The sequence below is a fragment of the Sorangium sp. So ce296 genome (assembly GCF_051529605.1).
In the GTDB taxonomy this organism is placed as follows: domain Bacteria; phylum Myxococcota_A; class Polyangia; order Polyangiales; family Polyangiaceae; genus Sorangium; species Sorangium cellulosum_D.
The window spans coordinates 1861970-1884215 of sequence record NZ_CP150325.1 but is presented as its reverse complement, the minus strand read 5'-3'; the positions used below and the strand labels follow the sequence as shown (position 1 = coordinate 1884215).

Sequence of the window (22246 nt, the reverse complement as noted above, 5' to 3'; positions counted from 1 at the left end):
GGCGGACTCTTCATGTGTGGGCCACACCTTCCGCGTGGGGGGCGGGGGCCGCTTTTTCCCGGGGTTTTCCCTGGGCCGGTACGAGTTCGTCCTGCGGGTGGCCGCAGGCGAGACGGGGGAGGTCTGGGCGGGTCGGCTCAGGCGCGAGCACGGGTTTCAGAAGCTCTTTGCCATCAAGGTGCTTCACCCCGAGCTCTCGCCCGACCCCGACGCCGTGCGGATGTTCCTGGAGGAAGCCGCGCTCGCGGCGCGCATCCGGCACCCGAACGTGGTGCCCGTCGTGGATCTCGGCGAGGAGGGCGGCACCCTCTTCTATGTCATGGAGTGGGTCAGCGGCGAGCCCCTCTCGGCGGTGCTGCGCGCCGCGCGCGGGCGCCCGGCGCCGGTGCTCGCCGCGGCCCGGCTGGCGTACCAGATCTGCGCGGCGCTCGACGCGGCGCACGAGCTCCGGGACGAGGTCGGCAACCCCCGGGAGCTCCTTCACTACGACGTCTCGCCCGACAACGTCCTCATCACGTCCGAGGGGCTCGTCCGCCTCGTCGACTTCGGCATCGCGAAGTTCGAGGAGGAGCGGCTGTCGGAGCGCCGGCCTTCGCTCCGGGGCGACGGCGGGCGCGCCTTCGCCGCGGCGGCGGGCGGCGAGGGGGGCGCGCTCCTGTTCAGGAGCAGCGCGCCGTACATGGCGCCGGAGCACATCCGGGGGCAGCCGTGCGACCGGCGGGCCGATCTCTTCGGGGTGGGGGTGCTGCTCTACGAGCTCCTCTCGGGCGCGCACCCCTTCCAGGCCGACGACAGCGAGAGCACGATGACCCACATCGCGAGCGAGCGGCCCGCCGCGCCGCTGTCGTCGCGCGCCGTCCCGTCCCGCCGCGGGTTCGCCGAGCGGCTGAGCGCGCCGCCGCCGCGCGAGCCGATCCCGACCGCGCTCGATCGCCTCGTCTCCGAGGCGCTCGCCAAGTCGCCCACCGCGCGCACGGCGACGGCCGCGCAGCTGATGCGCGCGCTCGAGGAGGCGGTCCCGGGCGCCGCGCACCCGGGCAACGACGCGCTGGTCGCCGGCTGGATCGGGCAGGTGCTCGGGAACGCGTCCCACCTCCGCACGCAGCAGCTGCGCGCCGCGCTCGAGTCGCTCGATCCGGGGGGCGGCGCGGCCGACGAGGCGGAGCCGCTGCCCGCCTGGCGGCGGTGGGCGCAGGCGGCGTGGGCGTTCGGGGCCGCCGTCCTCGGGGTCGCGCTCGCCGGGACCACGGCGGTGAAGGACAGCCCGCTGCCGCCGGCCTCGTTCACCGCGCCCGCCGGGCCGCGCGTGGACACCGCCGCGAGCAGCCTCGCCGCGCCCCCGCGCCGCCGGGGCGCGGCGACCACGCCGCACCGGCGATGAGCCAGCGCCGGCGCGAGGTCGCGCGCCGCCGAGGGAGCGGGGCCGCGCGGGTCAGGGCTCGACGGTGCCTTCGAGGATCGCGCGCGGGCCGTCGATGAGCATGAAGGTCGCTTCCTCCTCGCCGACCCTGGCGAAGAGGGCGTCGATGCCGCCGCGGACGTCGGCGACGTCCCTCGGGGCGTGGGCGTCGCTGCACGCGGCGTAGTAGTAGCCCTCCTCGAGCAGCTGCTCCGCGGCGCGGCGGGGGGCGCGCCCGTACTTGCCGGTGAGGGCCGCGACGTCGAGGAGGAGGACGGCGCCGGCGTCGAGGAGCGGATCCAGCGAGGAGCAGTCGTCGAAGACCGGCTCGTAGCGCTCCGGGTGGGCGATGACGGGGCGGAGCTTGCGGCGGCTGAGGTCGAAGATGCGCTCGGCGACGCGGACGGGGAAGCTCCGGGTCGGGAACTCGACGAGCGCCGCGCGGCCGCCGGGGTAGGGGAGGGCGCTGCCGTCGAGGAGGCGCTGGAAGACGACGTCATCGAAGAAGTGCTCCGACGAGAGGTCGAGCGCGGGCAGGCCGCGCGCGTCGTCGGCGCGGCGCAGCGCGGCGCACGTCGCGTCGTAGGCGGCGCGGAGGCTCTGCCGGGTGTTGTCGAACATCCCGGGGCGCATGTGCGGCGTGGCCACCACGGTGTCGAACCCGGCGCCGCGGAGCGCGGTGAGGAGGGCGAAGCTCTCCTCGACGGTGCGGGCGCCGTCGTCGATGCCGGCGACCCAGTGGCAGTGGAGATCGATGAAGCCGCGCATCGTGCGGTCGAACTTAGCAAAGTTGGCCGCCCCCGTGCGCTGCGACCATCCTTCGCGTGGAGGAGGTGTTCGTGTCGCTCTCGTTATCGAACCAGCAGCTTGTGCCGGAGCCCGGGTCGAATGGCGGCGCAGGGGGCCAGCGCGGCGACCAGCAGGGAGGCCGCGCGGAGCGGCCCGAAGGCCGAGGCGCGCTCTCGGCCGAGGGGGGCGTCGCGGCCGCCGGGGAGGGGGCGCCCGCCTCCGAGCGTCGGCGCCGCCGCAGCGACGACCCGATCACCGCGCTGCACTATCAGCTCTCGACGACGCGCTCCGAGGCGAACCTGGACGTCGTGGTCCTCGTGGACGACAGCGGCTGCCTGGTCGCCGGGGCGGGCGCGTGGCCCGCGTGCGAGGAGCTCGCCGCCTACGCCCCGCTCCTCGCCAACCCGGACGCCGTGCAGAACGCCGCGGTCGGCTCGCGCATCGCCGCGCTCACCGCGGAGGTCGAGGTCCAGAGCCTCGCCGTGGCGGGCGGGGAGGTGCTGCTCTGCGGCCGCGGCGGCACGCCGGAGCGCGGCGCCTCCATCGCCCGGGCCGCCGCCGGGTGCCTGCGCATCCTCCGCGCCGCGGCCTGAGCGCATCGTCCACCCGCCGCGGGCTGAGCGGTCGTCCGGCCGTGGCCGGAGCGCTCGCCGCGCAGCCGGACGAGCGCTCGCGCCCCCGGTTCGTGCTACAAGGGGCCGCGACCTCAGGTCGCGCGCCATGCCCGGCCCGCTCGCACCCCCTCGAAACACCCCGCCCGCCGCCCACGCACCCCGCCAGGCGGACGACGCCGGCCTGGCCCCGCTGCTCGCCTCCCGCAGGGTGATCCTCTGCGTCGGCTGCGGCGGCGTCGGCAAGACGACCACCACCGCGGCGCTCGGCCTCGCCGCGGCCCGCCGGGGCAAGCGCGTGCTGTGCCTGACGATCGACCCGGCGCGCCGCCTCTCCCAGAGCCTCGGGCTCGAGGAGATGAAGACCGAGGCGCAGACGATCGAGCCGGCCCGGTTCGCCCGGGCGGGGATCGACGTGCCCGGCTCGATGACGGTGATGATGCTCGACACGAAGTCGACGTTCGACGGCCTCGTCGCCTCGCTCGCCCCGTCGCCCGAGCAGCGCGACCGGATCCTCGGCAACGTCCTCTACAAGTACATCTCCACGTCGCTCGCGGGCACGCAGGAGTACATGGCGATGGAGAAGCTCTACGCCGTGAGGAACGACCCGAGCTACGACCTCGTCCTGCTCGACACGCCGCCCACGGCGAACGCGCTGGATTTCCTCGACGCGCCCGAGCGGCTCGTCGGCGCCATCGACAGCGCGGCGACGCGCTGGTTCGTGCAGGCGTTCCAGAGCTCCGGCAAGCTGTCGCTCAACCTGCTGGCGCGGTCGACCGCGGCGGTGCTGCGCGGCATCGGCAAGCTGACCGGCAGCGGCTTCCTCGAGCAGATCGCGGCGTTCATCAGCGAGATGAACGCGGTCTTCGGCGGCTGGAAGCAGCGGGCGGACGCGGTGGCGTCGGCGCTGCGCGGCCCTGACGTGGCCTACGTGCTCGTCACGACGCCCGATCCGCTCTGCGTGCGGGAGGTGCTGTTCTTCGCCGATCGCCTGCGCGAGCAGGACATGCGGCGCGATGCGTTCGTCGTGAACCGCGTCCACCCGGTGTACGGCGCCCTCCCCGGCGCCGCCGAGATCGCCGCCGCGCTCGACGGGAGCGGCCTCGCCCTCGGCCCCGGCGCGGCGGCGCGCCTGCTCCAGGCCGCCGAGGACGAGACCCGCATGGGCAAGCTCGATCACCTGAACCTGATCGCCCTCGAGGCGGCGCTGGAGGACGAGCAGAACGGCGGCAGCGTCCGCGTCGACGTGCCGGCGTTCCCGTACGACATCTACGACGTGGCCGGCCTCGCGAGGATCGCGGACGTGCTGGCGCCGCTGCCCGGGGCGGCGGGGTAGCCGGCCGCTTCCGTCGAGGCGCGGCGCGCTGCGGCACCGCCCCACGCGGTGGGCGCGCGCCGTGGGCGCCTGGGGCGCGCGCCCCAGCGCCGCGGGCTAGCTGCGGCGGCGGCGCTCCTTGTACTTCACCCGGACCGGCACGCCCTCGAGGCCGAACGCTTGCCGGAGCTGGTTCGACACGTAGCGCCGGTAGCTGAAGTGGAGCTTCTCGGGATCGCTCGCGACGACGACGAACAGCGGCGGCGACGTCTCGGCCTGCGTGACGAAGAACAGCCGGGGCGCGCGCCCGCCGTGCGTGGGCGGCGGATGCGTGAGGAGGATCTGCTCGAAGAAGCGGTTGAGCTCCCCGGTGGGCACGCGCTTCCGGTAGGCGTCGGCCACCTGGCCCACCGTCTCGAGGAGCTTCGCCACGCCGCGCCCGCTGCGCGCGCTCACCTGCACGATCGGCGCCCACGGCACGAACGCGAGCTTGTCGCGGGCGTCCTGCTCCGCCTTCGCGAGCGCCTTCCGGTCGAGGAGATCGATCTTGTTCAGGCCGATCACGACGCCGCACCCCCGGTCGACCGCGAGGCCGAGGATCTTCGCGTCCTGCTCGGCCACGCCCTCGGCGGCGTCGCAGAGCAGGAGCACGACCTCGGCCCGCTCCATCGCGCGGATCGCGTGCATCACGCTGACCGCCTCGACGGCGCTGTCCTCCTTCGCCACCTTCGCCTTGCGCCGGATGCCGGCCGTGTCGATGAGCAAGAACCGCTTGCCGTCGCGCTCGGCCAGGGTGTCGATCGGATCGCGCGTCGTGCCCGGCTGTGCGTCGACGAGCATCCGCTCCTCGCCCGCGATGCGGTTGACGAGCGACGACTTCCCCGCGTTCGGGCGCCCGATGATGGCGATGCGGAGCGCCCCCTCGACCGACGCCTCGGGCGCCGTGGGCTCCCTGGGCAGCGCGGCCTCGATGGCCATCTCCAGATCCGAGATGCCGCGGCCGTGGAGGGCGCTGATCGGGATGAGCCGATCCATCCCGAGGCGGTACAGCTCCGCCGCCTCGGCCTCGGCGCGCGGCGAGTCCGCCTTGTTGGCGACGTAGATCACGGGCTTGCCCGCGCGGCGCAGGAGGCCGAGCTCGGCGTGCTCGGACGGCGTGACCGGCGTCACGGCGTCGAGCACGCACACGATCACGTCGGCCTCGGCGATGGCGAGGTCGATCTGCCGCTTGATCCCCTGCCGCATCGGGTCGTCGCTCTCGGGGTCGAACCCGCCGGTGTCGACGAGCGTGAAGCGCCGTCCCCGCGAGGTGACGTCGCCGTAGTGGCGATCGCGGGTCACCCCGGGCTCGTCGTGCACGATCGCGACGCGCTTGCCGACCAGCCGGTTGAACAGCGTGCTCTTGCCGGTGTTGGGCCGCCCGACCAGCGCCACGATCCCGGCCGAGGGCGGCGGGGCAGGCGCGTCGGCCGCGGCGTCCTCGGCGGCCTCGAGGGCCTCGTCGGCGAGCTCCGCCGCGAGCTCGTCCCTGTCCTCCGCCGGATCGTGGCCGCTCTGCTCGAAGGCAGCGCGCCCCTTGCTCAGGCCCGAGCCGCTGCCCTTCTTCGCGCCAGCGGTGGCCTTGCCGGGCGCCGCAGCGGTCTTGCCGGACGCGGCAGCGGCCTTGCCGGGCGCGCTCTTTCTGGGAGCGACCGCGCTCTTGCCCGAGGCGGCCGCGCTCTTTCTGGGAGCGACCGCGCTCTTGCCCGAGGCGGCCGCGCTCTTTCTGGGAGCGACCGCGCTCTTGCCGGAGGCAGCGCCCTTCCTGGGAGCGACGCCGCCCCTCTTCTCGGGGCCACCGCCCGCCTTCGTCGCCCGGCCGCCGCCGGCGGCGCCCTGACCGCGCCTGGTCTGCCTGGAAGGAGCTGGTTTCGCCGCGCTCACGAGGTCTCTCCCTTGTTGTAACCGAGCTCTTCCAGCGTCTGGAGCGACTCGCGCCACTCCGGCGTCACCCGCACCCAGAGCTTGAGGTTCACCTGCCGCCCGACGAGCTCCTCGATCCGGAGCCGGGCCTCCGTGCCGATCCGCTTGAGCTGCTCCGCGGCGGCGCCGATCAAGATCTTCTTCTGCCCGGGCCGCTCCACGTGGATCGTCGCGTCGATGTGCAGCGCGCCGTCGCCCGTCGGCTCGACGTAGCGCTCGATCTGCACGGCGCTGGCGTGCGGCACCTCGGCCTTCGTCGCGCGGAGGATCTGCTCGCGCACGTACTCGGCGGCGAAGAAGCGCGTGGGCCTGTCGGTGAGCTCATCGGGCGCGAAGCCCCAGGCCCGCTCGGGGCACAGCTTCGCCACCTCGTCCAGCACGCGCTGGACGCCGTCCTCGCGCAGCGCCGAGATCGGGACGATCGCCGCGAAATCACGGATCTTCGCGAACGCGTCGAGGAGCGGCAAGAGCCGCGCCTTGTCCCGCACCCGGTCGACCTTGTTGAGCACGAACACCACCGGCGCCTCGCTCCCGAGGTCCGCGAGCAGCGCGAGGTCGCCCGGGTGCGGCGCGAACGGCGGGCCGTCCTCGCCTTCCTTCACGCGGCGCGGGAGGCGCGCGGGATCCGGGGCTTCCGTCACGAAGACGATGACGTCGGCGCTCCGCGCCGCCTCGCGCGCCGCCTGGTTCATCACGCGCCCGAGCTCGGTGCGCGGCCGGTGCAGCCCGGGCGTGTCGAGCAGCGCGATCTCGGCCGGGCCGTGGTGCACGACCCCGAGGATCGCGTCGCGCGTCGTCTGCGGCGTCGGCGAGACGATCGCGAGCGGGTGGCCGAGCGCCGCGTTGAGCAGCGTCGACTTGCCCACGTTCGGCCGCCCCACCAGGGCCACGCGCCCGGAGCGCCGCGGCAGATCGAGCGACGCGTCGGCCTCCTCGACCCGCCTCGGCTCGGCGCGCTTCCTTCGCTGCTGCTGCCCGCCGCCGAGCGCGCCCGCCGCGCGCTCCGGGAGCGGTCGCCCCTTCGCTTCGCCCGCCGGGCGAGGCGCGCGCCCCGCCTTGCCGCGGGCTGCGCTGGAGGAGCGCGCCGCGGCGCCGCGGTTCTTCCTGGCGCCCCGCTCCGCATCTCCCGCCTTGGCAGCGCGCTCGGCGCCGCCCCGGTCCGCATCCCCTGCCTTGGCAGCGCGCTCGGCGCCGCCCCGGTCCGCATCGCCTCGCCTGGCAGCGCGCTCGGCGCCGCCCCGCTTGCTCGCGCCGCGCGACCTGTCGTCGGGATGCGCCTCGTCTTTGCGTCGGGGCGGGCGCGCCCGCGGGATCGCCGCGTCGTCCGTCGGGGATTCCTCGCCGGATGACGCTCCCGGGCGGCCGGCGCGGCCACCGTTCCTGGCGGGACGGGGGCCAGCGGCGGCCTGGGAGGGCTTCGGCGCCTGCGGGCGCGTTCTCGCGCCCTGGGGCGCGCTCGGGGGACGGCCTTTCACCACGCCGCGCGCGATAGCAGACGCCCAGGGGGGCTACAAACGCTTCCCTACGATCCGTGGTCAAGCGCGCGCGAAGGCGGTAAGGGGATGCCTCGCATGTCGAGCGTCCACCGAGGGGATCCACGAAGCGGAGCCCCGCCCGCTGCCCCCGACCCGCCCGCGACCGGAGCCCCGTCCCACGACGAGGCGAGACCGCGCGAGGACCGCTCGGCCGAGACCGGCGGCGCGCCGGCCGATGGCGCGGTGGGCGGCGCCTTGCGCGGCGGCCCCGCGCGGCTCGCGGCCCTCGCGCTCGCGGCCCTCGCGCTGCTGCCCCTCCTCGGCACGAGCGGGATCTGGGACCCCTACGAGCTCGACCGGGCCGACCTCGCCCGCCGCATCGCCCTCCACGTCTTCCACGCCCCGCGCGGCGTGGAAGGCGTGGATCTCGCCGATCCAGCCGGGCAGCTGCCGACCCTGACCGACCTCGGCATGGGCGAGCTCGGGTTCACCTCGATGGCGCTCGGCTTCCGGCTGTTCGGCCTGCACGACTGGGCCGGGCGCCTCCCGCTCGCGCTGTGGGGGCTCGCCGGCGCGCTCGTGCTCTACGAGTTCCTCGCCCGGCTCGTCGACCGCAAGGCCGGCCTGTACGGCGTCGCCGTCCTCGTCACGATGCCGCTCTACGTGATGCAGGCCCGCACCATGCTCGGCGACATCGTCACCATGGCCGCGCTCACGATGGCGTTCTGCGGGCTGACCGGCGCCCTGCTCGAGGGCGGGCGAGGGGCGCGGCGCGGCGCCCTGCTCGCGCCGGCCGCGTGGATCGCGGTGGGGCTCCTCGGCCTCGCCGCCGGATACCTCAGCCGCGGCCTGCTGATCGGGGTCGCCGTCCCCGCGCTCGGCGCCGGCCTGACGTGGATCGTGCTCCGCACGTCCGGCGCCTGGCCCGCGCTCGAGCGCCCGCGGCCCACGCTCGGCGATCTCGTGGGCGGCGCGGCGCTCCTGCTCGGCGTCGCCGCGGCGGCGAAGGGCCTCCTCGTCCTCGCGAGCTCGAGCGCCGACGCGCCGCTCCCGCGCGCCCTCGGCGTCGCGCTCCTCAAGAGGCCGCCGGTCGAGTCCACGTTCGATCTCACGCTGCGCCAGCTCGGGCACGCCCTCTTTCCGTGGAGCGCCTTCCTGCCGTTCGCCATCGGCCGGCTCTTCCGCGCGCCGGCCGCGGCGCAAGGGGCCGCGGCGGGCCTCGATCGCGAGGCCGGCGTCCGGATCGCCCTCGTCGTCACGTCGGCGCTCGCCTACGGCGCCTTCGCGCTGCTCGCGCCGCACGCCGGGGCGCTCCCGTTCAGCGGCCCCGCGCTCCTCGCCGCGATCGCCGCGCTCGCCATCCGCGATCTCGAGCGCGGCGCCCCCTCCTCGCGGGCGCTCGCCGTCGGCTGCTCCGTGCTCGCCTTCGTCCTGTACCGCGATCTCATCCTCTCGCCGGACCGGGCCCTCAGCGTCTTCTCCGTCGACAAGCCCGTGTTCCCGAAGAGCTTCGAGGAAGAGGCGGCCTCGGCGATGCGCTTCGTCCTGATCGCGTTCGCGGGCCTCGTGGCGCTCACCTGGTTCGAGGAGCAGCCCCGCGAGATCGACCGCGGCCTCAAGGCGTGGGCGCGTCGCCTCGACGCCGACGTCCGCGCCGGCGCCGAGGAGCTCGCGCGCATCTGGGGCGGCAACCTGCTGTTCCTCCTGATCGTCCTCGAGGCGGCGCTCGTCGGCGTCGGCGCGATGATCTTCGTCGGCAAGCGCATCGGATGGGGGACCGTGGCGCGGATGCCGAACCACCTCGCCGCCTACGGGATGAACGCGTGGTGGGCGCTGCCCTTGCTGCTCGCCGTCGGGCCCGTGACGCTCATCGCGGTGCGCGACGCGTTCCGCTTCGTCGTCGCGCGCACCTTCGTGCCCCGCGCCCTCGGCACGCCGCTCGCCGGCCTCGTCGCCGGCTTCGCGCTGAGCTTCTGGTACTACCCCGCGCTCGCGGCCCAGCTCTCGCCGAAGGAGGTCTTCGAGTCGTACGAGTCGCTGCGCAAGCCCGGCGAGCCGCTCGCGACGCTCGGCGTCCGGAGCCGCGCGGCGGCCTACTACCAGGGCGGCGAGGTCGCGTCGTTCAACGACGCCCCGCAGGCGCTCGCCTGGCTCACCGCCCCCGCCGCGGAGGGCTCCGCGGACAGCGCCGCCGCTCCCGGCGCGCGCCGTTGGCTCGTCGTCAAATCCGACGAGCTGCCCAGGTTGAACAGCCTCTTCCGCAAGCACCACGGGCGCAACCTGCCCGTGCTCGACGGCCGATCGAGCCAGATCGTCCTCGCGTCGAACGAGCTCGGCGGCCGTCCGAACGAGAGCTGGCTCAGCCGTGTCGTGCTCGACGAGCCCGTCGCTCCCGCGAACCCGCTCGACGCGATGTTCGACGATCAGCTGGAGGTGCTCGGCTGGGAGCTGACCGACGACGACGGGCAGCAGGCCTCGAGCGTGATCCCGCAGAAGATCTACCACCTGCGGACCTTCTTCCGGGTGCACCGGCCGATCACCGGCAACTGGAAGATGTTCGTTCACATCGATGGGTTCCAGCGCCGTTACAACGGCGACCACGCCGTGATCGAGGGGCGCTACCCGATGAGCCTGTGGCAACCGGGCGACGTCATCGTCGACGACCACGAGCTCCAGCTCGAGCCCAACTTCACCCCGGGCGACTACGCGCTCTACTTCGGCTTCTTTTCCGGGGATGCGCGCTTCGAGGTGACGCGCGGACCTGAACACGAGAACCGCATCCGCGGCGGCGTCATCCGCGTGCGGTGAGCCGCCCGTTGTAGGATTCCCGACGCATGCCGCGGCGCGCGCGCCCTCCTGTGCGCCCGGCGACCCACGCGCGGTCCTCGTCGTCGAGCGCCCTCGACGCGCGTGCGGAAAGCGGCTAGTCGCAGAAACATGACCGGGGGCCGTGGTGACTCCAACCATCCGCCCGACACGCCTGGCGGTTTGTCGGCCACCCCCGCGCAGAACGGCGCCTACGGGGACGCTGGCCACACCGGCGAGGATGCCGAGTGCGAGATCCCCCCGGATTCGCTCAACCGACGCTCGTCCGAGCGGCTCGACGTCACCTGGCTCGTGGACTGCGAGACGGATGACACGTTCCTCTACGCCTCCATCACCAACATCTCGGAGATGGGCATCTTCGTCCGCACGACGCAGCCGCTCTCGATCGGCACGCGGCTCACGCTCCGCTTCTCGCCCCCGGGGGCCGAGAGCTCGTACGTGCTCGAGGGGACGGTGCAGTGGGTGAACGAGGTGCGCCCCCTCCACGACAACCCGAACCCGGGCATGGGGATCCGCTTCGTCGATCTCACGCCCGACGATCGCGAGCGCATCGTCGACACGATCAGGACGATCGCCTACATCCGCGACGCGCCGGTGAGATCGAACTGACGCAGGCGCCGGCGCGCGTCCGCGGCCGTCAGCGCCCCATCACGGCGTCGGGAGGCACGGCGTCGGGAGGCACGGCGTCGGGAGGCGCCGCCTGCGCGGGCCCCTGCTCGTCTGCGCGCGGCGCCGCGGGCTTCGCGGCCGGCCGCGGCGCCGCGGCGGGGCGCGCCGCCGATGCCGCGGCGGGGGAGGCGGCCACCGGGGCCGCGTTGTGCGCCTGCGAGCGCGCGGCGTTCGCCTCGAGGCCCGCGAGCATCTGCTCGGCGCGGTCGCCGTACCCCTTCGCGGAGCGGAGCGCGAGCAGCAGCTCCCGCGCCTTCTCCGTCTCCCCGGCCGCCTGATGACACCGCGCGGCCTCCCACATCGCCGCGTGCGCGGCGGGCGTCCCCGGGTACTGCGCGCCGACCTCGTCGAGCTTGCCGACGGCGGCCGCGCAGCCCGACGTCCGTTGCAGCGTCTGCGCGTCCCGCAGCGCCTGCCTCGCGCCGTCCTCGGGGGCCGCTGCCCCGCGCGCGCTCTTCTCCTTCGCCGCCTCCGCCGTCGGCCTCGGCGGCTCGCTCGCCTTGGCCTCGGCCATACGCCTGCCGTCGCCCTCGTCCGCCGGCGCGGCCAGGGTCGGCGCCGGGACGCTGGGCGGCTCGAGCTGATCCGACGCAGGCTGGCCCCACTCGGTGACCCGCACGGGGGCCACGCCCGTCTTCGGCCGCAGCAGCAGCAGGCTCGAGCCGATGACGAGCACGAAGAGCGCCGCCATCGCCAGCTGCGGACGCATCGCGTGGCTGCCGGCCCAGGCCAGCGCGCGGAGCGCCTTGCGCCGGAACGGCGTCTTCTTTTGCGCGACCTCGACCGCCTCGAGGATCCGCGCCTCGAGCTCCTCGCTCGGCTCCTCGAGCGGCAACGGACCGGCGTCGCGGGCCGCGCGCAGCCCCGCGAACGCCGAGGCGCACCGGGCGCAGCTGTCCATGTGGCGCTTCATGGCCGCATGCGTCAGCTCGTCGAGCTCGTCGTAGAGCGCGTCCATCACGTGCTGGTCGAACTTCTCGCAGTCCATAGACAGCTCTTCCGGCGCGCTAGCGCAGCGCCCTCGCGTAATCCTCGTACTCCGAGAGCGCCTCCTGGAGCCGCTCCAGCGCGTAGCGCATCCGGCTCTTCACCGTGTTCTCGGGCACCCCGACGATCTGGGCGATGTCCTTGAAGGGCACGCGCCCGATCTCCCGGAGCAGGAAGACCTCCCGCTGCTCGTGCGGGAGGCCCTCCACGGCGCGGACGATGAGCTGCCCCATCTCGGCCCCGATCGCGACGCGATCCACCGCGGCCTGGGGCGCCGGGTCCGCGGTCCGCTCGCCGAGCGTGGGGCCGTCGCCGTCGCCGGAGCCCTGGTCGAGCGACGGGTGGCGCCGGAGCGACATCTTGCGCAGGTGATCGATGCAGACGTTGCGCGCGATGGCGTAGGCCCACGTGGTGAACCTCGCCTCGTGCTTGAAGTCGGAGGCGCTCTGCACGATCTTCACGAACACATCCTGCACCAGATCCTCGGCGACCGCAGGCCCGCGGACCTGCCGCAGGATGAAGTTGTAGATCGGCGTCTTGTGCCGCCGGACGAGCCCGGCAAACGCGGCGCGGTCGCCGCCCTGAAAACGCATCATCAGGGCTTCGTCCGTGACCTCCTCTCGAGAAATCGGGACCATCCTAGCTCCCGGAGCGGCCGAGCCTCTGCGGCGCTCCTTCGGCGGCCCGAGCGGCGGGGTGTTCGTTTCGACGACCGCGGCGCCGGATCGGACGCGCAGCGCGGCTCGAAGATCTGAGGCGCTCTCCTTCCCCTGACACAAGCGCACCTTAGCGGATCCGCCCCCGAGCGAGCGAGCCCCCTTCGCCCGCGTCGATGGGAGGGCCGCTTTCGTCCGGAGGCGCGCCCGCGCTCGGCCCCGTGGCGCCCTCGTGGCAGCGCATCGTCGACCGGCCGAGGACGCCGCGGGCGCGCGCCGGGTGAAGGGGGCAGCACGTTTTCCTCTGCACGTTTCTGCACTTTTTTTGCATGGTCCGCGCCGCCGTCGCGCCGCCAGCGGCGGGGCGCTGCGCCGGTAGAGCGGAAGCTGTCCAGGTCGTTGCGCTCCGAAGCCCGCCGCCACTAGACTCCCCGGCACCGGGCGTGAGGTCGCCCCCCTCTGCTGACGAGGGTAAAACCACGAGGTTACCTTTCGATGCGACTTATCAGGATGCTGGCTGTGGGGGTGGGGGCCTCGTTCTTGATGGCCGTGCCCGCCTTCGCGCAGAGCCCGGGCGGCGCGTCGGGCAAGGCCGCTGCTCCTGCCGCCTCGGTGGCGCCGGCCGCCTCGGCGCCTGCGAACGCAGCGCAGGCCGCCCCCGCGACGGGCGCCGCGGCTGCATCGCCCGGCACGACGGCCGCGCCGGCCGCATCGCCCGGCACGACGGCCGCGCCGGCCGCGAACGCAGCGCAGGCCGCCCCCGCGACGGGCGCCGCGACTGCGCCGCCCGGCACGACGGCCGCGCCGGCTGCGTCGCCCGGCGCGACGGCCGCGGGCGCCGCCGCCCCGGCGATGGATGGCCCGACGTACGCGGTGCGGCTGCGCGATCTGGAGCAGCGCATCGACGAGCTCAAGGAGCAGATCCGCCGCAGCCATACGCGGCTCTCGCTCCTCAGCGACACGATCCTCTCCGGCGGCGGCGCCGGCTCGCGCGCCTCGATCCGGTTCAACAACGAGCTGTCGAGCGCGTTCCGCGTGACCCGCGTGCTGATCGTGCTGGATGGCGCCGTCCAGTACAACAAGACCGATCAGTCGGGCGCCCTGGCGGAGCAGACCGAGATCCCGATCTTCAACGGCTCGGTCCCGCCGGGGGATCACACCCTCCAGGTGCTCGTGAACCTGCAGGGCAACGGCTACGGGGTGTTCTCGTACCTGCGCGGCTACCGCTTCGAGGTGCGCTCCAGCCATTCCTTCACGGCGGTCGAGGGCAAGACGATCAACCTCCAGGCGGTCGCGTTCGAGAAGGGTGGGGTCACGACCCCGCTCGAAGAGCGCCCGGCGGTCCGTTTCGTCGAGAAGATCGTGAGCGGCCTCTCGGATGCTTCCGGGCAGCCGGCCGCCGCCGCGGGTGGCAAATAGGTTCGAGCTCGTTAGGACAAGTCGCCATGACCTGGGACTCCGGATCGCGGGTTACCCCTGCCTTGCTTGGCCTGCTCCTGCTCGGCGCGGCCACGACCGCGGCCCCTGCCGACGCGTGGGCCCTGGACTCCGAGCGCGCCTACACGAGCGCCTCGCAGCAGATCAGCAGCGTCTCGTCCGGGCTGGGCGCCATCCAGGCGGCGATCCAGAAGTCCCGGGGCGAGCAGCGCACCCCGGAGCAGCGCATCGCGGACGCCGTCCTGCTGATGGGGTCCAGGGACTACGAGCGCGCGGCCAACGTGCTGAACCAGGTGGTCGAGAAGTACCCTGACCACCCGACGGCCTTCCCGGACGCGCTCAACCTGCTCGGCGAGACGTACTTCCGCTCGAAGCAGTACCTCTCGGCCCGCCGGGTGTTCCAGCGGATCGTCGCGAGCGGCGCCGAGCCGCGCTTCGCCGCCTACCAGGAGAAGGCGCTCGGCCGGCTCGTGGACATCTGCCTCCGCATCAAGGACTACGACGCCCTCGACGCCGTCTTCGCCTCGATGAACAACGTCCCGTCCTCCGCGGCGGGGAGCGCCCTCTCGTACGCGCGCGGCAAGGGCCTCTACGTGAAGAAGGACTTCGCCGGCGCGAAGGCGGCGCTCGGCGCGGTCGACCCGCGGAGCGAGTACTTCCACCAGGCGAGGTACCTGCTCGGCCTGATCGCGGTGAAGGAGGCGACGCCCCCGCCGGAGCCGCTCAAGGAGGGCGACGTGCCCCCGGCGGTGCCCAAGACCCGCTACGTCGCCGCGATCGACCTGTTCCAGAAGGTGACGCAGCTGCCGGCCGACACCCCGGAGCACCGGCGCGTCATCGACCTCGCGTGGCTCGCGATCGGGCGGCTCTTCTACGAGGCCGACCAGTGGGCGCAGGCCGTGCAAGCGTACGGCCACATCGATCGCGTCTCGCCCGAGTTCGGGACCATGCTCTACGAGCTCGCCTGGGTGTACGTCCGCCTGGGCGACGTGGATCGCGCCCAGCGATCGCTCGAGATCCTCGCCATCGCCGAGCCGGACAGCCAGAACATCGCCGACGGCTCGCTGCTCCGCGGCGACCTGATGCTGCGCGCCGGCCGGTTCGAGAAGGCGCTGAAGGTGTACGAGGGGGTGCGCGCCACCTACGACCCGATGCGCGCACGCGTGGACGCCTTCCTCGGGTCCACGAGCGATCCCGCGGTCTACTACGACAAGCTGAGCCAGGAGCAGCTCGAGGCGCTCGACACGAACGCCTCGCTCCCGCCGCTCGCGGTCCAGTGGGCGCGCGAGGCCGAGGACGGCCCGGCCGCGTTCGCGGTCATCGACGACATCCACTACTGCCGCGAGCTGATCAAGCAGTCGAACGAGCTCATCGAGAAGCTGAACGCCGTGCTCAGCTCGCCCAACCGGGTGCGCGCGTTCCCGGAGCTCAAGGCCGGCGAGGAGAAGGCGCTCGCGCTGCTCAACCGGGTCGCGCTGGCGCGCCTCGCGCTCGGCCAGGGCATGGACGACGTGGAGGACGATCCGCTCTCGGGCGAGATCGGCAGCGCGCGCGCGCGGCGCCGCGCGCTCGAGAAGCGCCTCTCGAGGGTGCCCGTCACCGACGCCGACTTCCAGGACCGCGAGGCGCAGGCGCTCAAGCAGTGGAACACCCAGTCGCAGCGCCTCCAGCAGCTGACGCTGCAGATGGACACGCTGCAGGCGACGATCAACGGGCTCCGGCGGCTGCTCCACGAGGGGCCGCAGGCCGGGGTCGTCCGGGATCCCGCGAGCATCGCCCGCTTCGAGCACGAGCTCGCGCAGAACGAGCGCGACCTCGCGCTCTACCGCCAGCAGGCGGACGTGCTCCGCAAGCAGGTGAGCGCGGGCCGGGTGCAGGTCGGCTTCGGCGATCAGCGCTTCATCGAGGACGCGCAGACGCGCAAGGCGCACCGCGACGCGCTGATGCGGGAGGTCGAGCTGGCGGCGGCGGGCGCCGGCGGCGCGGATCTCGCGGCGTACGCGCAGCGGATCACGCCGTTGCTCCGCTCCGGCGACGCGGCGGACGCGCGGGTCGAGGCGGCGCTGCGCGAGATCGAGGGCGAGGTCGCGCAGAAGTCCTCGGGCCTCCGGCAGATCGTCAGCCGGGAGACGGCGAGCGTCGTGCACTACTCGGTGCAGCTCGACGCGCTCGACCGGGAGGCGCGGCTCGTCGTCGGCGAGGTCGCGATGCGAAACTTCGGCCTCGTCCGCGACCGGCTGAAGAACATCATCCTGCGCGCCGACGTCGGCATCACCGAGGAAGCGTGGGAGGTCCGCGAGGAGCAGATGACGCGTGTTCGCAGCCTGCAGGTCGAGCGCGCCCGTGAGGATCGGGTCCTCAAGGAGGAGCTCAACGAGGTCCTCGACGACAGCGGCGATCCGGAGGATGAGAAGTGAGCAAGGAGCAGGGCGGCGCGAGCGCGCCGCAGATCTCTGACGCGTCGCGCAGCGGGGCGCAGATCCTCGGAGCGGCGGGGGCGCGCGGCCCGCTCGGCGACGTCGTGAGGGCGAGGCGCCGTCGCCCGCGCGGCGCGCTCGGGGTGGCGAGCCTCGCCCTGGTGCTGGCGGTCGCGCCCCTCGCGCTCTCCCAGCCCGCGCCTGCGCCGGCGACCTCCGCCGCGCCTGCGCCGGCGCCGACAGCGGCCGCGGCGCAGGCTCCGCAGACCGGAGCCGCGGCGCCGGCTCCGCAGACCGGAGCCGCCCCTGCGCCGCCGGGCTTGCCGCCGGTGCAACCCTTCGCGCCGCCGATGTCCGTCGGGCGCAAGCAGGCGCCGCCGCCTCCTCCGCCGACGCCCGCCCAGCTCGCCGCGCTCGCCGCGCTCGAGAAGGAAGCGGCCGCCTACGAGAAGGCGGCCCGCGACTACCGGAGCGCCATCACCCGCATCGTGCAGCACCACTACGAGGACAGGCGCCGCCGCATCCTCTCGTCGCTCGACCGCGAGATCGAGACGGAGCGGAAGGGCCTCCGCGACGCCCGGGAAGAGGCGATCCGCCGGCTCGAGGTGTTCGTCCAGCGCTACAGCGGCCCGAACGCTCACCCCGAGAACACGCCCGACGCGATGTTCCGCCTGGCCGCCCTCTACGAGGAGCGCGCGCGCACCGACTCCGACGCGAGCGAGGATCTCAGCGCCGCGCTGCTCCCGGCCATCGCGCTCTACAAGCGCGTCATCCACGAGTTCCCGCAGTACCGCGAGCTCGCCGGGATCTATTACTACCTCGGCCACGCGCTGAACGACTCGGTCCGTTTCCCCGAGGCGCAGCAGGTGTGGCGCTCGCTCGTCTGCCACAACAAGTACCCGTACCCCGTCGCGACCGACCCGAAGGACCCGACGCGCGACACCGTCGGCAAGCTCCCGCAGGACCACGACGCCGACTACTGGACCGGCTGGGAGGCGCGCCACCCGACGCCCATCGGCTCGGGCGGCCGGGCCCAGCCCGCCCGCAGGCCCGCGCGGGGCAAGGCCCCCGTCGTCGAGGACGAGACGGCCTACATCGATCCCTACCCCGACGACTGCCAGCCGATCCCGCAGAAGACGGCGCTCGGCGCCGAGCCCCGGTACGTCGCCGAGGTCTGGTGGCAGATCGGCGACTACCACTTCAACGAGATCGACCGCGCCGGCGGCCCGTTCAACTACAACAGGGCGGAGTCGGCGTACCGGCAGTCGATCAAGTACAAGAAGCCGCCTGTCCACGGCGTCGCGATGTACAAGCTCGCCTGGACGTACTTCAAGCAGCAGCGCTACGAGACCTCGGTGCGCCAGTTCATCGAGCTGCTCCGCTACACCGACGAGCAGGAGAAGCTCACGGGCGATCCAGGCGCGGATTTCCGGGCGGAGGCGTACACCTACATCGCCGGCTCGCTCACGTACCTCGACTTCGTCGGCCCGGGGCCCGAGGAGCCGTACATCCCGCGGAACGACGTCCTCGACGTCGAGACCGACCCGCGCATGGCCGAGCAGAAGATGCGGATCGCCATCGAGCGCGTCCAGGATCCCAAGCTGATCCCGCAGGATCAGAAGTGGACGGTCGAGATCTACAAGGCGCTCGCGCTGGAGTTCAAGGAGCTCAACCAGTATCGGAACACGGTCGAGGTGAGCGAGATCATCCTCCAGAAGTGGCCGATGCACCGCGACGCGCCCGTGATCCAGAACCAGATCGCGGACATCTACGACACGCTCACGTCGCAGTCGCGCGAGGGGACGGCCGAGCGGGCGATGAACTCGGCCAAGGCGCTCGAGGCGCGGACGAAGCTCGCCCAGTACGTCGGGATGACGCCGTGGGTCGAGGCCAACAAGGACGACCCCGAGGCGATCCAGACCGCCGAGCGGCTCGTGCGCGGCGGGCTCCGCCGGGCCGCGGCCGATCACACGAACGCGGGCAGCGCCCTCGTGCAGCAGGCGCTGACGATCAACGAGAAGGAGACGCGCGACCCGATCTTCGAGCGGGCGCTCGGCGAGTATCGCCTCGCCGCGCAGGGGTGGGCCGGCTACCTGGCCCAGGACGAGAACGCCCCGGACGCGTACGAGAGCCGGTACTGGTTGGCCGACGCGCACCACATGGTCGTCGTGATCACGGTGGCCATGGATCGCTCGCCCACGCGGCAGGAGGTCGAGCTGGCGAGGAGCTCTGCGGTCGGCGTGCGGGACTCCAACGAGGACGACAAGTACCTGCAGCCCGCGGCGTACATGGTGGTCGACACCGCCCACCAGGCGCTCATGGATCGGCACAAGCTCTTCCAGCGGACGAGCGGCGCCGAGGGGCTCGAGCCGCGGGAGAAGGTCAAGATCGTCGGCGAGGGCGACGAGCAGCGCGTCGTCGCCGAGCCGCTGCCCCCGGAGGTCCAGGCGGCCGTCACCGCGCGGGACGAGTACATCCAGCGCGTGCCGCCCGCGCTCGACGCCCCGAAGAACCTCGATCTCTACGCGTTCCAGGCGGCGGACTACTACTTCCTCTACGGCCAGTTCCCCGAGGCGCGCCGGCGGCTCGAGCCCATCTACGACGCGCAGTGCGGCAAGACGGAGTTCGGCTACAAGGCGTGGGAGCGGCTCACGACGATGTCGAACCTCGAGAACAACGTCGAGCAGAGCCGCAAGCTGGCCGAGGCGGCGCTCACGCGGAGCTGCGCTGTCAGCGAGGAGCAGAAGCTGAAGGAGGGCGACATCGCCCGTCCGACGATCTCGCGCGGCTACTACCTCGACGCGGCCCGGGCCTTCGAGAAGGCCGAGAAGATGCCGGACGGCCCGGCGCGCGTCGCCGCCTGGCGCGAGGCCGCGGCGCTCTACAAGGTCGCGCTCGAGAAGGCGCCGGCCCGCGACGAGGCGCCGGAGGCCGCCATGAACGGCGCTTACTGCTACAAGCAGGTGGGCGACTACGATCAGGCCATCGCGATGTACTCCCTGTTCATCAAGGAGTACGGAAACGAGGAGAACCTGGCGAAGCTCGAGAAGGGCGATCCGGAGGCGAACCCGCCGAAGAACCCCGATCCGAAGCGCTACGCCGAGCGGGTGAAGTACCTGAAGCAGGCCTACGACGCGCTCTCCGCCGCGTACGTCCTCTTCTTCAACTACCGCAGCGCGGCCGAGACCTACGACACCATCGCTCGCAACACGCGGTTCGAGCAGGCGGCGCGCCGGGACGCGGCCCGGAACTCGGTGTTGCTCTACGCGAACATCGGCGAGCGCGACAAGATGGCGGCCTCGCGCGCCACCTTCATGAGCCTGAACCCGCCCCCCGAGCAGAAGGCCGACATCGACTTCCTCGTCGCGTCGGCGGACCTGAAGGCCTGGGACGAGCAGGGGCCCGACGAGGGCCCGAACCGCGCCGCGCGCACCAAGGCCGTGCAGTCGATGGAGGCTTATTATGCGGCCAACAAGAACAACCCGGCCGCGAGCGGGTATGTCGTCCAGGCGGCCTACCACGCGTCCAAGATGCGCGGCGCCGCCGGCGATCCGAAGGCGCGGGAGTGGTGCAAGAACACCATGACGGCGTTCACGTCGTTCCGGAGCAGGGCGACCGGCGACAAGAAGACCCTCGGGTCGGTGCAGGCCGACATGGCGGCCGAGTGCGCCTACAAGGCCATCGACGACCGCATCAAGGCCGAGTTCGACTACGACACGGGGCACCACCGCTACGAGGGCGTCATCGATCAGGTGAAGCGGGCCTTCGAGGCCGACATCGCCAAGGCCAACGATCGGTACTGGAAGGAGCTCCAGGAGGTCATCACCGCGTACGAGTCGCGGCCGTGGTCGGTCGCCGCGCGCGCGCGGCAGGGCTCGCTCTACGACTCCTGCCGCACGGGCCTGTACAACGCCCGCCCGCCGGGCCTCCGGCTCTACACGGACAAGGAAGAGAAGCTGCTCAAGCTCGCCGAGACGAGCGATCGCGAGGATCTCCAGGAGACGGCCGACGCGCTCCGGCAGAACCGGCGCGAGCAGTGGCGCGCGGCGCGCGAGCGGAGCCTCAACGACGCCGACAAGGCGATGGTCAAGTTCTACGTCGAGTCCGTCGTCTGGGCGAAGGCGTGGAAGGTGCGGAACCCGGCGGTGGACTACGCGATCCAGCGGCTCGCGTTCTTCACGGACATCCTCGGCGACGCCAAGCTCCGCGAGTGGAGCCAGGGGATCATCGATCCCGAGACGAAGCGTCCGTTCGAGTACAAGGATGGCATCTTCCTCCGGACGCGGCCCGGCATGACTCCGCCGCTCGCCCCCGACGGCCTCCCCTTGCCCCTGCCGGTCGTGCCATGAAGCGCCGCCTCTCCGTCACCCTCTTCGTCAGCCTGCTCGCGGTCGTGTCGCCGTTCGCCCTCGCGTCCTGCGGCGAGGAGGCGACGCCGCCGCCCAAGGCGCCCACCCGCCCCGTGACCGGCCCCGCTGGCGCGGCCCCGCCCGTCCAGGCGCCGTACGGCATGAACGACGCGCCGAGCTCGATGCGGCCGTACGACCAGCCTGCCCCGGGGGCGCCGGCGGCCATGAACGCCCGCGCGGCGGCCATCTACCAGGGCGGCCTGCAGGCGTTCGCGAGCGGCGACCTCGCGAGCGCGAAGGCGCAGTTTGCGCAGGCGACGCAGGCCGATCCGCGCGCCCACCAGGCCTTCTACTCGCTCGGCGTGGTGCAGGAGCGGCTCCGCGACGAGGGCGCCGGCGCGAGCTACCGCCAGGCGTTCACGCTCGTGCCCGACTACGAGCCGGCCATCGTCGCGTACGCGATGCTCCTCGCCCGGAAGGGCCAGCTCGGCGAGGCGGAGCGGCTCCTCAACGAGAAGCGCGGCCAGATGCCGAAGTCGGCGGCCGTCGCGGCGACGCTCGCGGAGATCAAGTCGCTCCAGAAGGACACCGGCTCGGCCCAGCGGCTCGCGCAGGAGGCGCTGAAGATCAACCCGGACTACCGGCCGGCGATGGTCATCATCGCCCGCGATCACTACAGGAACCGGCGCCTCGATCTCGCGCTGTACGCGCTCCAGGCGATCCTCGACGGGTTCGAGCCGGTCAGCGAGAACCCGCCGCGCGACAGGGACAACGCCGAGGCGCTGCTGCTCCGCGGCCTGATCTACCGGGAGCAGGGGCAGCGCGCCGCGGCGCTGGAGGAGTTCCGCAAGGCGGTGACGCGCCGCCCCGATCTCGTCGAGGCGCGGGTGCAGCTCGCGACCTACCTGCTCGAGGCGGGCAACGCCCAGGAGGCGCTGCCCCTCCTCGAGGGCGCCGTCCGCTTCGACTCGGAGCACGTGGCCGCGCACCTGAACCTCGGGGACGCCTACCGCCTGCTCGAGCGCTACGCCGACGCGAAGCGCGAGTTCGACTGGGTGCTCGCCCGGAACCCGAACCTGCCCCAGGTCCACTACGACCTCGGCCTGCTGTACCTGTTCGCCCCGAGCATCCCCGGCATGACGCCCAAGCAGCAGGTGGCGGAGGCGATCAAATCGCTCACGCGGTTCCAGGAGCTGCGCAACAAGGGCCAGCGCGACGACTCGGAGGAGCTCCTGAACCGCGCCAAGCTCAAGGAGGGCGAGCTCAACGCGGCTGCAGCCGCGGCGCAGCCCGCGGCTCCGCCCGCCGCCGAGGCGGACGGGGGCGTCGCCGACGCCGCGACCGACACGTGAGG

Annotated in this window: 14 protein-coding genes; 9 read left to right on the top strand and 5 right to left on the bottom strand. The window is 73.2% G+C overall.

Annotation, left to right across the window (positions count from 1 at the left end):
• The first annotated feature begins 16 nt into the window (after positions 1-16).
• A complete protein-coding gene (locus WME98_RS07155; RefSeq protein WP_437950601.1) occupies positions 17-1381 on the top strand; it encodes a serine/threonine-protein kinase in 1365 nt (454 codons plus the stop codon).
• A 51-nt stretch (positions 1382-1432) separates the two neighbouring features.
• Here the strand turns inward: WME98_RS07155 and WME98_RS07150 are convergent, their stop codons facing one another.
• Complete coding sequence (locus tag WME98_RS07150; protein ID WP_437950600.1) at positions 1433-2167, bottom strand: tyrosine-protein phosphatase; 735 nt, start codon at positions 2165-2167, stop codon at positions 1433-1435.
• 71 nt (positions 2168-2238) lie between these two features.
• Between WME98_RS07150 and WME98_RS07145 the strand changes: the two genes are divergently transcribed.
• On the top strand, positions 2239-2781 hold the full coding sequence (locus WME98_RS07145; protein WP_437950599.1) for a hypothetical protein: 543 nt from the start codon (positions 2239-2241) through the stop codon (positions 2779-2781).
• Positions 2782-2908: 127 nt separating this feature from the next.
• A complete protein-coding gene (locus WME98_RS07140) occupies positions 2909-4135 on the top strand; it encodes an ArsA family ATPase (RefSeq protein ID WP_437950598.1) in 1227 nt (408 codons plus the stop codon).
• 96 nt (positions 4136-4231) lie between these two features.
• Here WME98_RS07140 and der read toward each other — a convergent pair whose 3' ends face one another.
• Positions 4232-6037, bottom strand: coding sequence for a ribosome biogenesis GTPase Der (der, locus tag WME98_RS07135; RefSeq protein WP_437950597.1), 1806 nt, complete (start codon positions 6035-6037; stop codon positions 4232-4234).
• A complete protein-coding gene (gene era, locus WME98_RS07130) occupies positions 6034-7554 on the bottom strand; it encodes a GTPase Era (protein ID WP_437950596.1) in 1521 nt (506 codons plus the stop codon). Before era ends, der begins: the two co-directional genes overlap by 4 nt.
• 93 nt (positions 7555-7647) lie before the next feature.
• Between era and WME98_RS07125 the strand changes: the two genes are divergently transcribed.
• Together WME98_RS07125 and WME98_RS07120 are read left to right on the top strand one after the other, a co-directional pair.
• Positions 7648-10359 (top strand): ArnT family glycosyltransferase, encoded by a 2712-nt coding sequence (locus tag WME98_RS07125; protein ID WP_437950595.1) that lies wholly within the window; start codon positions 7648-7650, stop codon positions 10357-10359.
• A gap of 180 nt (positions 10360-10539) precedes the next feature.
• Positions 10540-10986: a TIGR02266 family protein gene (locus WME98_RS07120; protein WP_437950594.1), complete on the top strand. Its 447-nt coding sequence runs from the start codon at positions 10540-10542 to the stop codon at positions 10984-10986.
• Between the two features lie 28 nt (positions 10987-11014).
• On the opposite strand, the gene WME98_RS07115 is transcribed toward WME98_RS07120, so the two are convergent.
• Positions 11015-12034 (bottom strand): zf-HC2 domain-containing protein, encoded by a 1020-nt coding sequence (locus WME98_RS07115; RefSeq protein WP_437950593.1) that lies wholly within the window; start codon positions 12032-12034, stop codon positions 11015-11017.
• A 19-nt stretch (positions 12035-12053) separates the two neighbouring features.
• Positions 12054-12671: an RNA polymerase sigma factor gene (locus WME98_RS07110; RefSeq protein WP_437332723.1), complete on the bottom strand. Its 618-nt coding sequence runs from the start codon at positions 12669-12671 to the stop codon at positions 12054-12056.
• Positions 12672-13184: 513 nt separating this feature from the next.
• Between WME98_RS07110 and WME98_RS07105 the strand changes: the two genes are divergently transcribed.
• The 4 genes from WME98_RS07105 to WME98_RS07090 are packed head-to-tail and all read left to right on the top strand — an operon-like array spanning position 13185 to position 22244.
• Positions 13185-14108 carry a hypothetical protein gene (locus tag WME98_RS07105; protein ID WP_437950592.1) on the top strand — a complete coding sequence of 308 codons (924 nt, stop codon included), beginning with the start codon at positions 13185-13187 and terminating at the stop codon, positions 14106-14108.
• A 26-nt stretch (positions 14109-14134) separates the two neighbouring features.
• Complete coding sequence (locus WME98_RS07100) at positions 14135-16543, top strand: tetratricopeptide repeat protein (protein ID WP_437950591.1); 2409 nt, start codon at positions 14135-14137, stop codon at positions 16541-16543.
• Positions 16540-20892 (top strand): tetratricopeptide repeat protein, encoded by a 4353-nt coding sequence (locus WME98_RS07095; RefSeq protein WP_437950590.1) that lies wholly within the window; start codon positions 16540-16542, stop codon positions 20890-20892. Before WME98_RS07100 ends, WME98_RS07095 begins: the two co-directional genes overlap by 4 nt.
• A complete protein-coding gene (locus WME98_RS07090) occupies positions 20889-22244 on the top strand; it encodes a tetratricopeptide repeat protein (protein WP_437950589.1) in 1356 nt (451 codons plus the stop codon). The genes WME98_RS07095 and WME98_RS07090 overlap by 4 nt, the downstream gene beginning before the upstream one ends.
• The last annotated feature ends 2 nt before the right edge of the window (positions 22245-22246 follow it).